Here is a 13761-nt window from a genome sequence, read left to right on the forward strand (position 1 = left end):
GCACCAGCTCGTCGCGGCGGGGGAGGCGGACCTGCGGGCCGCGGGCGACGTGATCGCCCTGGTCAGGGACCCGGAGCGGGCCGACGCCACCCGCGCCGTACTGCGCTCGGGCCTGGTCCACACCCTGGTCTGCGACGCGGCGACGGCCGACGCCCTGCTCGCCCCGGGCGATGGGCGGCACCCGCCGGGCGGCGCCTGAGGTACCGGCCCCGGCCACGACGCCGTGGTGCTCACCAGGCGTCGGGCTCGACCTCGGCGGTCATGTCCCGCCACGCCACCGGCTCGGCGCAGTGTGTACAGGTGAGCCGGGGCTCGGCGGGTGGCCGCAGCCGCGGTGCACCAGCCGGACCGGCGGGACGTCGACGGCGTACCGGTCGCAGCCGGTCGTCGAGGACGTTGCTGCGCCCGCCCGCTACGTGCACTGCACCTTCACCGAGGTCCCGCCCGGCAGCGTCTCCGTGGCCGGGGAGCCGGTGGAGGGCCCGCGGATGGTCGGGCTGATCCACGACGGCCGCTCCCCCGAGGTCCGGGCCCGGCTGCTGCACGGGATCGCCGACGCGTGGTGCGCGGTCACCGGGGACGCGAAGTCCGACGGGGCGATCTTCCTGCACGAGGTGCCGCGCGCCAACGTGCTGGAGGACGGCGAGATCCTGCCCGAGGCTGCCGACGACCCGGTCGCCGCGCACGCCTGAGCTCGGGAGCGGGCCGGCCCTCTCGGCACGGGGACCGGCCCGGGGCGGTCAGGTCCCGGTGGCGAGCCGGTTCTCGGCCGAGGCCAGCGGGTCGTAGCTCGGCTCCATCAGCATCTCGTGCAGGTGCCGTCGCCGGACGCCCATGTTGCCGCCGTCGTACACGGGGAAGCACAGGACGTCCTGCATGATCCCGGCGATCGGGGTCTCGGTGGTGTAGGCGTCCACGCCGACCAGGCGCATCGCGTCGTAGACCACGTCGACCGACCGCTCCGAGGCGTAGATCTTCGTGATGTTGGCGAGCTCGCGGTCCTTGCCGCCGGTGCGGTCGAAGTGGTCGGCAGCCTTCCACGCCAGGTACCGGGTCGCCTCGATGCGGATCTTGATGTCGGCGAGCATGTACCCGGCGTTCTGGTACTCGATGACCGGGTGCGGGCCGGAGCGGCTGTCGGTCCTCGCGAACTCGTAGGCGTAGTCGAAGGCCGCCCGCATCCGCCCGACGCAGGCCGCGCCGATCGGCGCGCAGGTCCAGGTGAACGCGCTCTTCACGATCTCCATGCCGTCGCCGGGGCCCCCGATCATGTTCGAGAGCGGGACGCGGACGTCGCGGAACTCGACGCGCGGCGAGTTCGCGGCGCGGTGCCCGATGGTGTCGAGCATGCCGGTGATCTCCACGCCGGGTGTGCCCCGCTCGACCATGACGACCGCGAGCGACTCCTGTGGCGGCAGTGCCGGGTCGGTGCGGCAGACGACCGCGATGAGGTCGGCGCCCTGGCCGTCGAAGCCCGAGGCGTTGGTGGTGTAGTGCTTGGAGCCGTTGAGGACGATCTCGTCGCCCTCGATCCGGGCGAAGGTCTGCACCCCGACCTTCGGGTCCGGCGAGTCGTAGTTCGCGCCGCCGGTGACCTCGGTGTAGGCGATCGCGGCGAGCTTCGGCTCGGTCCCGCAGAAGGCCGGCAGCCAGCGCTGCTTCTGCTCCTCGGTGCCGAAGTGGACGACCGGGTACAGCCCGAGACCGGTGCCGAGGATCGCCGTGGGGGTGTTGACGTCGACGCGGGCCAGCTCCTCGACGGCCAGCACGAACTGCAGCGAGGTGAACCGGCCGCCGCCGTACTCGGCTGGGATGAGCGCCTTCACGAACCCGGCCTCGACCATCTGCCGGTAGAACGGCTCGATGGCGTAGAACCGCTCGGCAGGCTGCGGGTGCGGGGCGATCGCCGGCTCGACGCCGGTCAGGACGGTGTCGGCGAACTGCCGGGCCTGCTCGCGCAGGGCCAGCTGCTCGGCGTCGAGGGAGAAGTCCAGTGTCATCGTCGAATGCCTTCCGGTCGGGCCCCGACCCGACCGTGGGGTCAGGGACGCGACGCGATGGTGGCCGTCACACCCCGCCCCGGGATCGAACCGGTGCGCACGGCGGCCGGTACCGGCGTGCACGCTCCGTCCGGGCCGCGGTCGACGTACTCCGACGGCAGGCAGCCGTGCTGGGCGCGGAAGACGCGGTTGAGGTGGGACAGGTCGGCGAAGCCCCAGCGGGCGGCGAGCTCGGTGAGGGTCCCGGTCCGCGCCGGGGCGGTGAGCTCGCGGGTGCACCCGTCGAGGCGCAGGGCCATGACGGTACGGGAGAAGCTGCGGTCGGTGCCCTCGTAGAGCTGGTGCAGCTTGCGGACCGAGATGCCGAAGCGGGATGCGACCGCGCCGGCCGAGGTGTCCCCGGTCCGCAGGTGCGCCGCCAGGTAGCGGTTGACCGCGGCCCGCATGCCCGCGTCGAGCTCCGCGCGCCCGGTGTCGCGCAGCTCGTCGGTGCCGCCGGCCGCGGCAGCGAGCAGTGTGGTGAAGGCGGTGTCGGCGGCGTCCGCGCCGGCCGGGTCGAGCGTGTCGAGGCCGTTCCAGGTGGACAGCATGGTGGAGGCGACGATGCGGGCCATGCCGGGCGCGGCGCCGTCGTGGGTCGTCGCGGTGGCGCCGTCGAGGTCGACGACCAGCGGCAGCAGCCGGGCGCGCGGCACCCGGAACGAGACGCAGCGCCACTCCTCGGTCCGGTCGTCGGCGACGAACTCCAGCCCGTACTCGCGGGTGGTGTCGAACAGCGCGAAGCCGCCCGGCTCCACGACGCAGCGGCGCCCGGCCTGGGTCCCCACGCAGTGACCGCTGATCTGCAGGTTCACGAACACGTGGTCGGTGACGGTGCGCCGCACCTCGGCCGCGCCGTGGGTGATGAGCTGCGTCGCCGACGACACCTCGGCACAGTTGGTCGCGGTGAGCCTGCTGGAGCGCACCCAGCTGCGGATCTCGCGCGCGTGGGCCCGGCCGGTCCGCCGCGCGCCGGGCAGCTCCGCGGCGAGCGGGGTGAACGCCTCGCAGATCACCTCGCGCCAGTAGCTGAACTGCTCACCGGCCGGGCGGTCCTCAGTGGTCCAGTAGCGCACTCGGGGCCTCCTCGACAGCTCGCATCGGCTCCGCCGGCGTCGGCGCCGTGAGCAAGGACACTATCCCGCAGGCGCCTCGGAACCCAGGTTCCGGCGGGGGTACGCGGGGTGAGCGCGAAGCATGACCGCTCCGGGGTACATCGGTGTTTCCGCCGGTGAACTCCGGGTCACGACCCGGCTCGCGGGTCAGCAGGGCCGCGGACCCGCCGATCCGACCGGACCGGTGACCGGGCGCAGGGAGGCGTCGCCGCCGGCCCGGGCCGGCGCCGCGCCGACGACCAGGTCCGCCGGCTTCACGTCGCGGTGCAGCAGGCCCGCGGCGTGCGCGGGCGTCCAGGGCGCGCGCGGCGCGCACCTCCCGCCGGAACCGCTCGACGACGACCGGGTCCCCGGCGAGGTGGGCGGCCAGCACCGTCAGCGCGACCTCGCCGCCGTGGCGGCGGTCGTGGGCCCGCAGCACGACCCCCATCCCCCGGCCCCGAGCCGTCCCCGGATCTCGAAGTCCCCCAGCACCGCACCGACGGCCAGGTCCTCGTCCATGACCCCACCCCTCCCGCGTCGTGTGACCGTTCTACCGGCCGGCGGGGTCCCGTCGATCCGCAGCGCTACGCAGATCCGGCCTCGGGCCGCACCGTGACCAGCAGCGCGGGGTGGTCGGTGGTCCCGCCCAGGTCGATCACCCGGGTGCGCGCAGCGGCCGCCGCGGGGATGACGACGACGTGCTGGACCCCGTCGTCGGCGGCCGGTGCCGACCCCGGAGGCAGACAGGACCGCAGGTCGGGGTCGTCGGCGGCCCCCAGGTTGAGGTCGGCCCCCACGACGACCGGTCCGGCGTCGGCGCGGGACCGCAGGCCCGCGACGACGGTGTCGAACAGGTACCCGCACTGGGCCCGGGTGACGGCGCGGTCGGTGTAGGCCAGGTGCGAGGTGCAGACCCCGAGCGGGCCACCAGCGGTCGTCGTGTCCAGGCAGAGCCAGGCACGCTCCTCGGGGTCACGCGGGTCCTGCGCCGGGTGGATCCCGGCGCTCGCGACGCTCGACGGGGCACGCGAGACCACGCCGATGCCGTACTCGTCACCGTTCGCGCAGCGGTACGGCGCGCCGGTGTCGCGCTCGCGGGCCGGCTGGAACGACGACGATGTCGACGACCCCGGCGCGGCCCCGGCGAGCGCCCGCTCGATCCGCTCGACGCCCGCGCGGCACACCTCGTTGAGGGTGACCGCGTCCGGCATCTCGGTCCGCACGAGATCGGCCGCGGCCTCGACGGCTCGCCCGGTGTAGCAACCGGCGATCCCGCTGTCGCACAGGTTCATCTGGACGACCGTCACCTCCGGGGTGTCCGGCGGGCCGGGCGACGCGGGAGCCGCGGACCCGGGCGCGCAGGCGACCAGGAGCGGGAGCGCACCGGCGACGACCGCCATCCGCAGGCGACGGGACCGCGCGGCGGGGGAACGGCGACCGGGCACACCTCCATGATCCGCCCGAACCGGACGAACCGCATCCGGGCCCACCGTTTCCCGCGCCCGCCACGTGGTACCCGGTCCCACGCCGTGCGCGACACCCCCGCGGTGGCGCAGGACAGCGGTGACGAACGAGCCGAGGAGGCACCCATGGGAGCGGACGACAAGGTCGACAACAAGACCGAGGAGCTCGCCGGCAAGGCCAAGGAGACCGTCGGCAAGGTCACCGACGACAAGGAGCTCGAGGCCCAGGGCCAGGGCGACCAGGCGAAGAGCAACCTGAAGCAGGCCGGGGAGAAGGTCAAGGACGCCTTCACGAAGGACTGACCGGCTCCTGTCGGCGCGACCCCTCGGCCCCGGTCACGACGTGACCGGGGCCGAGAGTCGTGAATGCGAGTCGGCCGATCCGGACACGAGAACGGCCCCGACCATAGGTGCTGGTCGGGGCCGGATCCTGATGTGTGCGCCCGAAGGGATTCGAACCCCTAACCTTCTGATCCGTAGTCAGATGCTCTATCCGTTGAGCTACGGGCGCGTTGCTGTCTCCAGCGTAGCAATCTTCAGTTGTCGGCCGGCGACCGGTGTCCCCACCGCCGTGCCGGTGCGGAGGCTCCGGGATTTGAACCCGGGATGGGGGGTTACCCCAAACCGCATTAGCAGTGCGGCGCCATAGACCAGACTAGGCGAAGCCTCCCCGGTGCCTGACGGCCACCAGCGAGCGCAACACTACACGGGCATTCCGGCCGTCCGGAACCGGGGTCCCCCTGGCCGGGGGCCCCCGGTCCGGCGCAGGTCAGGACCCTGCGAGGGCCACGAACGGGGTCAGCGCGTCGGGATTCTGGAGGGCGCCGGCCGACACCGCCTTCTCCGGCGCGGTGCCCGCGAGGATCTTCTTCACCGGGACCTCGCACTTCTTGCCGTTCAGGGTGCGCGGCACCGCGTCGACGACGACGAACCGGTCCGGCACGTGCCGCGGCGAGAGCTCTTTCCGCAGCAGCGAGCGCAGGGTCGGCTCGACGTCGTCGAGCGCGACGCCGTCGTCGAGGACGAGGAAGCAGAGCAGGGCCCCCTCCTCTCGCTCGCCGAGCGCGGTCGTGTCGATCACCAGCGAGTCCGCGACCCCGCCGACGTTCTCGACGACGGCGTAGAAGTCGGCGGTGCCCATCCGGACCCCACCGCGGTTGAGTGTGGAGTCCGAGCGGCCGTAGATGACGTAGGAGCCGCGCGGGGTGCGGCGGACCCAGTCGCCGTGCCGCCAGTTGCCGGGGAAGTCCTCGTAGTAGGACTCGCGCAGGCGGGTGCCGTCCGGGTCGTTCCAGAACATGACCGGCATCGACGGGGTCGGCGTCGTGATGATCAGCTCGCCGACGTCGTCGAGCAGGTCGGTGCCGTCCTCGGCCCACGAGCGGACGTCGGAGCCGAGCGCCGCGCAGGAGAGCTCGCCCAGCCACACCGGCACCGTGGGGGCGCTGGTGAGGAAGGCCGCACAGACGTCGGTGCCGCCGGAGACCGAGCAGATCTGGATGTGCGACCCGGCGGCCTCGCCGATCCAGCGGAACCCGTCGACCGACAGCGGCGCGCCGGTGGAGCCGAGCGCGCGCATCGCGGAGAGGTCGTGGTCGTCGCCGGGGCGCAGGCCGGCCTTCATGCAGGACTGCACGTAGGGGGCGGAGACCCCGAACAGCGACACCCGGTGCCGCGCGGCGAGCGCCCACAGCGCGCCGAGGTCGGGGTGACCGGGGCTGCCGTCGAACATCACGATGGTCGCGCCCACGAGCAGGCCGCCGACCAGGAAGTTCCACATCATCCAGCCGGTGGTGGTGAACCAGAAGAACCGCTCCCCCGGCCCGAGCCCGTGCTGCAGACGCATCGCCTTCAGGTGCTCCACGACGATGCCGCCGTGCCCGTGCACGATGCCCTTGGGCAGGCCGGTGGTGCCCGAGGAGTAGAGCACCCACAGGGGGTGGTCGAACGGGACGGGTGTGAACTCCAGCGGGCCGGGCTCGGCGGTGAACCCGGCCCAGGTCGTCGTGCCGTCGAGGATCGCGTCGGGGTCGAGGTAGGGCACGAGGACGGTCGCGCGCAGCGTCGGCAGCTGTCGCTGCAGGTCGGCGACCTTGTCGCGGATGTCGAAGCCCTTGCCGTTGTAGCGGTACCCGTCGACGGCGACGAGCACGGCGGGCTCGATCTGGGCGAAGCGGTCGTGCACGGCGCGGGCGCCGAAGTCCGGCGAGCAGGACGACCAGATCGCGCCGAGGCTCGCCGCGGCCAGGAACGCGACCAGGGTCTCGACGGAGTTCGGGGCGAGCGCGACGACCCGGTCCCCCTGTCCGACGCCGGCCCGGACGAGCCCGGCACGCGCGCGGGCGACCTGGTCGCGCAGCTCGGCGTGGGTGACGGTGCGCTCCAGGCCGTCCTCGCGGACGAACTCGACGGCGATGTCGTCGTCGGCGCGGCCCGGGCCGGGGGTCAGGGCGTGCTCGGCGTAGTTGAGGGTCGCACCCGGGAACCACTGCGCGCCGGGCATGTCACGGGAGCCGAGCGTGGCCGTGGGGCGGTCGTGGAACAGCACCCCGGAGTACTCGGCGACCGCCGACCAGAAGCCCTCCAGGTCGGTCACCGACCAGGTGTGCAGCTGCGCGTAGTCGGTGACGTCGGACAGCGGGGCGCTCCGCTCGTCACGCGCCCAGGTCGCGAACCGGACGATCTCGGTGTCCGCCACCCGGTCCGGGTCCGGGCTCCACAGGAGCTCGGGGGTGTCCGGATCGGTGACGGTCTGCGGCGACGACACGGGCGGCATGCCCCGAGCATCCCCGACGGCCCCGGCCGCGCACCAGTGGCCGGACCCCACTCCGGCCCTCCGCGACAGGGTGCCCGTCACAGGGGGACGGTCAGGCCGGGGCGCCGACGAGCGGCGGCGCGAGCCGGGCGAAGGCCTCCTGCCGCTCGTAGGGGAAGTACGGGTAGGGCGCGGGGCGGTGCGAGGCCGCGTCCAGCCGGGCGACCTGGTCGTCGTCCAGACGCCAGCCGACCGCGCCGAGGTTGTCCTCCAGCTGCGCCAGGTCCCGGGCGCCGACGATCACCGAGCTGACGGTCGGGCGGGAGGTGAGCCAGTTCAGTGCGATCTGCGGCACCGTGCGGCCGGTCTCGGCGGCGATCGCGTCGAGCACGTCGACGACGTCGAACAGCAGGTCGTCGGGGACGGGCGGGCCCGCCTCGGCGGTGGTGTGCAACCGGCTCCCCGCGGGCAGCGGGGCGCCCCGCCGGACCCGGCCGGTGAGCCGCCCCCAGCCCAGCGGGCTCCAGACCAGGGCGCCGACGCCCTCCTCGTGGCCCAGCGGCATGAGGTCCCACTCGTAGTCGCGGCCGACCAGCGAGTAGTACACCTGGTGCGCGACGGGCCGCGGCCAACCGTGCCGGTCGGCCAGGTCCAGGGTCCGCACCAGCCGTCGCCCGGGGTGGTTGGAGACACCGGTGTAGCGCACCTTGCCCGACCGGACGAGCACGTCCAGCGTCGCGAGCACCTCCTCGGGCGGGGTGCCCGCGTCGTAGGCGTGCAGCTGGAACAGGTCGATCCGGTCGGTGCCGAGCCGGCGCAGGGCGTCCTCGACGGCGCGGACCAGGTGGAAGCGCCCGGCGCCCGCGTCGTTCGGGCCGGGGCCGGTCGGCAGGCCGGCCTTGGTCGAGATCAGGACCTCGTCGCGGCGCTGCCGCAGCGCCGCCCCGAGGACCTCCTCCGACCCGCCGTCGGAGTAGACGTCGGCTGTGTCGAACAGGGTCACCCCCGCGTCGAGGCACCGGTCCACCATCCGGCGCGCGCCGGCGGCGTCGACCGACCCCCATGCGCCGAACAGCTCGCCGCGCCCGGCGAACGTGCCCGCGCCGAAGCTCAGGACCGGGACCTGCAACCCACTGCGGCCCAACCGTCGGTACTCCATGCCCGTCCTCCTCTAAAGGGACTGTAGTTCCTTTAGAACAAGCACGCCAAACGGGACTCCGGTTCCGTCACGGGTTAGGGTGGGCGCCGTGGCACCGGAGATGAGCAGGCCGGGCGGCCGGACCGCGCGCGTCCGGTCCGCCGTGCTGGCCGCGGCGGGCGACGCCCTGATCGAGCTCGGGCTGCCGGGCCTGGACCTCGCCGAACTCGCGCGCCGGGCGGGCGTCGGCAAGACGACGGTCTACCGCCGCTGGGGCAGCGTGCCCGCGGTGCTGGAGGACCTGGTCACCGACATGATCGAGACCTCCGCCCCGCGCGCCGACACCGGCTCGCTCGACGGCGACCTGCTCGCCAACGCCGAGCTGGTCCGCTCCACACTGGCCGACCCGCGACAGGGGCCGCTGCTCACCGCGCTGGTCTGCGCCGCCGCCGACGACGCCGGGACCGCACGCGCGCTGCGCGGCTTCTACGACGCCCGGACCGCCGTCTGGGAGCCGTGCGTCACCGACGCCGTGGCCCGCGGCGAGCTACCGGCCGGCACCGAACCGGCCGCCGTCGTCCGTGCGGTCTCCGCCCCGCTCTACCACCAGCTCCTCACCCGCGGGACGCGTCCGGACACCGCGGACGCCCACCGTGCGGCAGCGGCGACCGCGGCCGCCGCGCGCGCCGGGGTCTTCGTCAGCGCAGGTGCGCGTCGAACCAGTTGAGGACCCGCTGCCAGGCCTCGGCGGCCGAGTCCGGGTCGTCGTCGAAGCGGTAGCCGGTGCTCGGGTAGATCACGACGTCGGTCGCCTTCCCGGAGGACGCCGCGGCGTCGCGCAGGCGGGCGACGGCGTCGGTGTCGGAGGCCTCCGAGTAGATGCCCAGCCAGGGGCAGGTGAGCTCGGGCGCGGTCTCGACCAGGGCGGGCAGGCTGGACCACGGCGACGACTCGATCCCGCCACCCGCGACCGTGATCGCCGCGCCGAGGGTGCGGTTCGCCGCGACGTGCAGCGCGACCGTACCCCCGAGGTCGAACCCCAGCACGCCCATCCGGTCGGCCTCGATACCCACGTCGCCCAGCCAGCCGAACGCGGTGTCGCAGTCGTCCATGACCTGGCGCGGCTCGAGGCTGCCGACGTGCTCGGCGACCTCGGCGTCGGAGCCGTCGGCGAGGTCACCGCCCGCACCGGCGTCGCGGTAGAGGTGCGGGGCGACGGCGAGCCAGCCGTCCGCGGCGAGGCCGGTGACGAGCAGCCTGATCGAGTCGGTGACCCCCCGTGCCTCCTGCAGGACGACGACACCGCCGCGGACCGGACCGTCGGGTTCGGCCACGGTCAGGCGCAGCTCGCCCCCGTCGGTCAGCGGCACGCCCTCGGTCCGGACAGCGGTCGTCGTCATGACGTCACTCAACCAGAGCACGGGCCCGGGTTCGACCCCCGGCGGATACCGTTGCCGTCATGACGCTGATCCGTCCCGATCTGGACACCCTGCCCGCCTACGTGCCGGGTCGCACCGTCCCCGGGGCGATCAAGCTCGCGAGCAACGAGGTCGCCGCGCCGCCCGCTCCCGCGGTGCTGGAGGCCATCGCCCGCGCCGCCGCAGGTGGCAACCGGTATCCGGACCTCGGCGTCGTCGAGCTGACCGGACGCATCGCGGACCTGTACGCCCTGGCCCCCGAGCGGGTCGCGGTCGGCTGCGGCTCGGTGACGCTGTGCCAGCAGCTCGTGCAGATCGGCTGCCTGGGCCCCGGCGACGAGGTGCTGTTCGCCTGGCGCTCGTTCGAGGCGTACCCGATCGTGACCCGGATCGGCGGTGCGGAGATCCGCACCGTGCCGCTGGACGCCGACTTCCGGCACGACCTCGTCGCGATGGCCGCCGCGGTCACCGAGCGGACCCGGGTGGTGTTCGTGTGCAGCCCGAACAACCCGACCGGCCCGGCCGTGCACCGCGACGAGTTCGTCCGTTTCCTGGATGCCGTGCCGTCGGACGTGCTGGTGGTGCTCGACGAGGCCTACGCCGAGTACGTCACCGACCCCGACGCCGTCAGCGGCCGGCCGCTGCTCGACGCCCACCGGAACCTGGTCGTGCTGCGCACCTTCTCCAAGGCCTACCGGCTGGCGGGACTGCGGGTCGGCTACGCCCTGACCTCCGAGGAGATCGCGACCGCGCTGCGCAAGGTGGCGCCACCGTTCGGGGTCAGCTCGGTCGCCCAGGCGGGTGCCGTCGCCGCACTGGAGCACCGGGAGGAGATCCTCGCCGACTGCGCCGCCGTCGTCGCGGAGCGGGACCGGGTGGCCGCCGGGCTGCGCAGGTCCGGGTTCACCGTGCCGGAGACCCAGGCGAACTTCGTGTGGCTGCCGCTCGGGGACCGGACCGCGGCGTTCGCGACGCACTGCGGCGAGCGGAAGGTGATCGTGCGTCCGTTCGCCACCGACGGGGTACGGGTCACCGTGTCCACGCCGGAGGAGAACGACCTGCTGCTCGACGTCGCGTCGTCCTTCGGATCCTGAGAACCCCGACTCAGCCGTCCAGCTGGTAGCCCAGCCCCCGGATGGTCCTGATCCGCTCGGGACCGATCTTGCGCCGCAGGTAGGACACGTAGACCTGCACCAGGTTGGCCGACACCGGTTCGGTCCAGGCCCGGCGGCCCAGGTCGTCGAGCGCGACCGGCTCGCCCGCCTGCTCGGCCAGCGCGAGCAGCAGCGCGTACTCGGTCGGGGACAGCGCGACCCGGCGGCCGTCGACGAACACCTGGCCGGCGTCGACGTCGACGGACAGGCCGCCGTGCCCGAGCACCGTCGGCGCGGGCAGCCCCGCGGCGGCACGCAGCCGGAGCCGGATCCGGGACGCGAGCTCGTCCGGGACGAACGGCCGGATCAGGAAGTCGTCGCGGTCGCCGCGCAGCATGCCGATCACCCCGGCCCGCCGTTCGCGCGGCACGACGGTGATCACCGGGGTCGGCGGGGACTCGGACTGCACGGCTCCGAGCAGCACCGACGGCTCCGGACCCGGCAGCTCCATGTCGAGCACGAGCAGGTCGGCGCCGCGGGAGCGCAGGGTGTCCAGCAACTCGATGCCGTCGGTGACGACGACGAGGTCCACGCCTTCGGCGGCGAGGTCCTGGCGCAGCCCGCGGCCGAGCGAGGCGGTGCCGGCCGACGGCGGCAGGGCCAGCAGCACGCTGAGCGCGCGCATCTCGGCACGGGGCGCGGGGATCGGGAGGGACGGCGAGACGGGGGGAGCGTGATCGTTCACAGATCCTGCGGAGGTCGGGGAGCGGGGAGCTCGTGAGGTCGTGCGAGGAGCGCCGGGGAGGCACGGTCACTGTTCCTCGACCGGCAGCCCGTCACAATCGGCTAACGGTGCGATGTACCGTGAACACTTAGCCTTAACGGGTGACCCTGAGAGTCCCGTTGCTCTGTTCGGCCCAGCATTACTGCCGAAATGGCGGGATCTTGCTCTTCGGCGCTCTCCGTCGACCTGTCGGCGCGGAGACGCAACCACCCTTCTCAGCGAGGGTGTTCACACTCGGTCACCCTACCTAGAGTCCCTCCTCATGCGACGGAAGAGTTCCGCTGCGGCTGATCAGGTCGACCCCCGCGACCTGATCGCGCGACTCGCCGCCGAGCACAGCTCCCCCTCTGTGCCGTCTCCCCGGGGCAGGCATGCCGTGTCCTCCGCCCCGGCGGACGACACGGCCCGATCCGCCGTACCCGCGGCCACCCTGCTCCAGGACCGGGTGAGCGCCTCCGGGCGGCACCGCGTCCTCGACGCCGGGTACGACGACACCGACCCCGACATCCCCGACGACACCGGTGCCGCCGTCACGGCGGACTCCCCCACCGGTGCCACGACGGCGGACGCCGGGCGGATCACCTGGGCCGACACGGCCGACCCCGGCCCGTGGGCGCCGGGCGGCCGCGCGGCCGGCAGCGGCTCCCACGCCGCCGCCGGGGACACCGCGGTGACCGGGACGGGCGCGCACGCCGTGCCCATCACCGGGACCCCGGGCCGTCGCGCGCGGCGGTCCACGCCGTCGTCGGCGGCCGGGCTGTCCGGTGTGGAGCTGTTCGGCGGGTCGTCTTCGCCCGAGGAGCCCGCGGCCCCGCAGGCCGAGGTGCCCGCACCGCGCACCGAGGTCACCGGTGGGGCCATCGCCGGCCTGCACGAACCCGAGGTGTCGGGGACGGGCTCGGTCGTCGCGATCGACCGGGCACGACCCGCCCGCTCCCGTGTCCGCCGGTTCGCCCCGCTGGGCGTCGGCGCCGCCGCGGTGCTCGCCGCGACGATGGTGTTGACGCTGCTGCAGCCCGGCACCGAGGACCCGTCGCTGTCCGCGGCGATGGTGAACGACTCGTCGCGCCGGTCGGCGTCGGACACCGCGCTGTCCGCCGGCCCGGTGCTGGCCAACGGGGGCGGCTCCGCACTCGGCGACGCCGCGCAGGGTGCGTCCGGCCAGATCGGCCAGGCCCTGGCCGCGCAGGAGGCCGCCGAGCGGCGCGCCGAACAGCGCCGCCGCGAGGCTGCCGAGCGGGCACGGGCCGCCGCGAACTCCGGTGGTTCCGGGAGCTCCGGGAACTCGGGCGGAGCCCCCGCCGCCGGTCCGGTCGGTGGCGCCGTCCAGGTCGCCGGCGACGGCATCCAGGCCGCGCTGAAGATGGGCTGGCAGGCCATCGGCGGTGACGAGTTCCTCGGCAACACCCTCGGCAGCAACTGGTCGCCCTACAACGGCGAGGGCCACGACGGCCAGGGCCGCCGCACCTCCGACGCGATCTCGGTGGAGAACGGCAACCTCGTCATCCGCGGCGACTCGCAGGGCAACACCGGCGGCATGGCCTGGGGCACCTCCCAGAAGTACGGCAAGTGGGAGATGCGAGCGCAGTTCCCCAAGGGCGACAAGCAGTACCACCCGGTGCTGCTGCTGTGGCCGAGCGAGGTGTCCTGGCCGGAGGGCGGCGAGATCGACTTCGCCGAGACCACCAGCGCCAGCGACGACGTGTCCTTCTTCCTGCACTACGGCAGCTCGAACTCGCAGAAGGACGCCAAGAAGCAGCTCGACATCACCCAGTGGCACAACTACGCCGTGGAGTGGACCCCGGACGCGATCGTCGGCTACGTCGACGGCGTCGAGTGGTTCCGCTCCGAGGACCCGAACACGTTCCCCCCGGGTCCGATGCACGCCACGATCCAGCTCGACTACTTCCCCGACGGCGGCTCGCCGGAGCCGTCGGAGATGCGGGTCGCCTGGATGCGCCAGTACGAGTAGC

General features: G+C 73.8%; 14 protein-coding genes and 2 tRNA genes. 6 read left to right on the forward strand and 10 right to left on the reverse strand.

Annotated elements, in window-relative coordinates; all coding sequences use genetic code 11:
* Together NH602_RS04100 and NH602_RS04105 are read left to right on the forward strand one after the other, a co-directional pair.
* A partial coding sequence (locus NH602_RS04100) for a sugar-binding domain-containing protein (RefSeq protein ID WP_305882377.1) occupies positions 1-199 on the forward strand: 199 nt, incomplete at its 5' end.
* Positions 200-290: 91 nt separating this feature from the next.
* Positions 291-692 carry a hypothetical protein gene (locus NH602_RS04105; protein WP_157818410.1) on the forward strand — a complete coding sequence of 134 codons (402 nt, stop codon included), beginning with the start codon at positions 291-293 and terminating at the stop codon, positions 690-692.
* 48 nt (positions 693-740) lie between these two features.
* On the opposite strand, the gene NH602_RS04110 is transcribed toward NH602_RS04105, so the two are convergent.
* The 4 genes from NH602_RS04110 to NH602_RS04120 form a co-directional block, all read right to left on the reverse strand.
* On the reverse strand, positions 741-2000 hold the full coding sequence (locus NH602_RS04110) for an acyl-CoA dehydrogenase family protein (RefSeq protein ID WP_179761387.1): 1260 nt from the start codon (positions 1998-2000) through the stop codon (positions 741-743).
* A 41-nt stretch (positions 2001-2041) separates the two neighbouring features.
* Positions 2042-3115, reverse strand: coding sequence for a helix-turn-helix domain-containing protein (locus tag NH602_RS04115; RefSeq protein WP_179761388.1), 1074 nt, complete (start codon positions 3113-3115; stop codon positions 2042-2044).
* A gap of 414 nt (positions 3116-3529) precedes the next feature.
* Positions 3530-3655: a hypothetical protein gene (locus NH602_RS31165; RefSeq protein ID WP_256493718.1), complete on the reverse strand. Its 126-nt coding sequence runs from the start codon at positions 3653-3655 to the stop codon at positions 3530-3532.
* 65 nt (positions 3656-3720) lie between these two features.
* Complete coding sequence (locus NH602_RS04120) at positions 3721-4581, reverse strand: endonuclease/exonuclease/phosphatase family protein (RefSeq protein WP_253067049.1); 861 nt, start codon at positions 4579-4581, stop codon at positions 3721-3723.
* A 144-nt stretch (positions 4582-4725) separates the two neighbouring features.
* On the opposite strand from NH602_RS04120, the gene NH602_RS04125 reads away from it, so the two are divergent.
* Positions 4726-4902, forward strand: coding sequence for a CsbD family protein (locus tag NH602_RS04125; RefSeq protein WP_062404020.1), 177 nt, complete (start codon positions 4726-4728; stop codon positions 4900-4902).
* A 135-nt stretch (positions 4903-5037) separates the two neighbouring features.
* Here NH602_RS04125 and NH602_RS04130 read toward each other — a convergent pair.
* The 4 genes from NH602_RS04130 to NH602_RS04145 form a co-directional block, all read right to left on the reverse strand.
* Positions 5038-5110: transfer RNA gene (locus NH602_RS04130), tRNA-Arg, on the reverse strand.
* A gap of 69 nt (positions 5111-5179) precedes the next feature.
* A tRNA-Ser gene (locus NH602_RS04135) sits at positions 5180-5269 on the reverse strand.
* A 99-nt stretch (positions 5270-5368) separates the two neighbouring features.
* Positions 5369-7375 (reverse strand): acetoacetate--CoA ligase, encoded by a 2007-nt coding sequence (locus tag NH602_RS04140; protein ID WP_100879220.1) that lies wholly within the window; start codon positions 7373-7375, stop codon positions 5369-5371.
* A gap of 91 nt (positions 7376-7466) precedes the next feature.
* A complete protein-coding gene (locus NH602_RS04145; protein WP_253067050.1) occupies positions 7467-8513 on the reverse strand; it encodes an aldo/keto reductase in 1047 nt (348 codons plus the stop codon).
* Positions 8514-8601: 88 nt separating this feature from the next.
* Between NH602_RS04145 and NH602_RS04150 the strand changes: the two genes are divergently transcribed.
* Positions 8602-9219, forward strand: a complete 618-nt coding sequence (locus NH602_RS04150) for a TetR/AcrR family transcriptional regulator (protein WP_218899297.1) — start codon at positions 8602-8604, stop codon at positions 9217-9219.
* Here NH602_RS04150 and NH602_RS04155 read toward each other — a convergent pair.
* Positions 9191-9892, reverse strand: coding sequence for a dienelactone hydrolase family protein (locus tag NH602_RS04155; RefSeq protein ID WP_062399312.1), 702 nt, complete (start codon positions 9890-9892; stop codon positions 9191-9193). The genes NH602_RS04150 and NH602_RS04155 overlap by 29 nt on opposite strands.
* Positions 9893-9951: 59 nt before the next feature.
* On the opposite strand from NH602_RS04155, the gene hisC reads away from it, so the two are divergent.
* Entirely contained in the window at positions 9952-11004 is a 1053-nt protein-coding gene (gene hisC, locus NH602_RS04160; RefSeq protein WP_253067051.1) for a histidinol-phosphate transaminase, read from the forward strand.
* Positions 11005-11014: 10 nt separating this feature from the next.
* Here hisC and NH602_RS04165 read toward each other — a convergent pair whose 3' ends face one another.
* Positions 11015-11689, reverse strand: a complete 675-nt coding sequence (locus NH602_RS04165; protein WP_253067052.1) for a response regulator transcription factor — start codon at positions 11687-11689, stop codon at positions 11015-11017.
* Positions 11690-12233: 544 nt separating this feature from the next.
* Between NH602_RS04165 and NH602_RS31785 the strand changes: the two genes are divergently transcribed.
* Positions 12234-13760, forward strand: a complete 1527-nt coding sequence (locus NH602_RS31785) for a glycoside hydrolase family 16 protein (protein WP_253067053.1) — start codon at positions 12234-12236, stop codon at positions 13758-13760.
* Position 13761 lies beyond the last annotated feature (1 nt).

Source organism: Pseudonocardia sp. McavD-2-B, assembly GCF_024124365.1.
In the GTDB taxonomy this organism is placed as follows: Bacteria; Actinomycetota; Actinomycetes; order Mycobacteriales; family Pseudonocardiaceae; genus Pseudonocardia; species Pseudonocardia alni.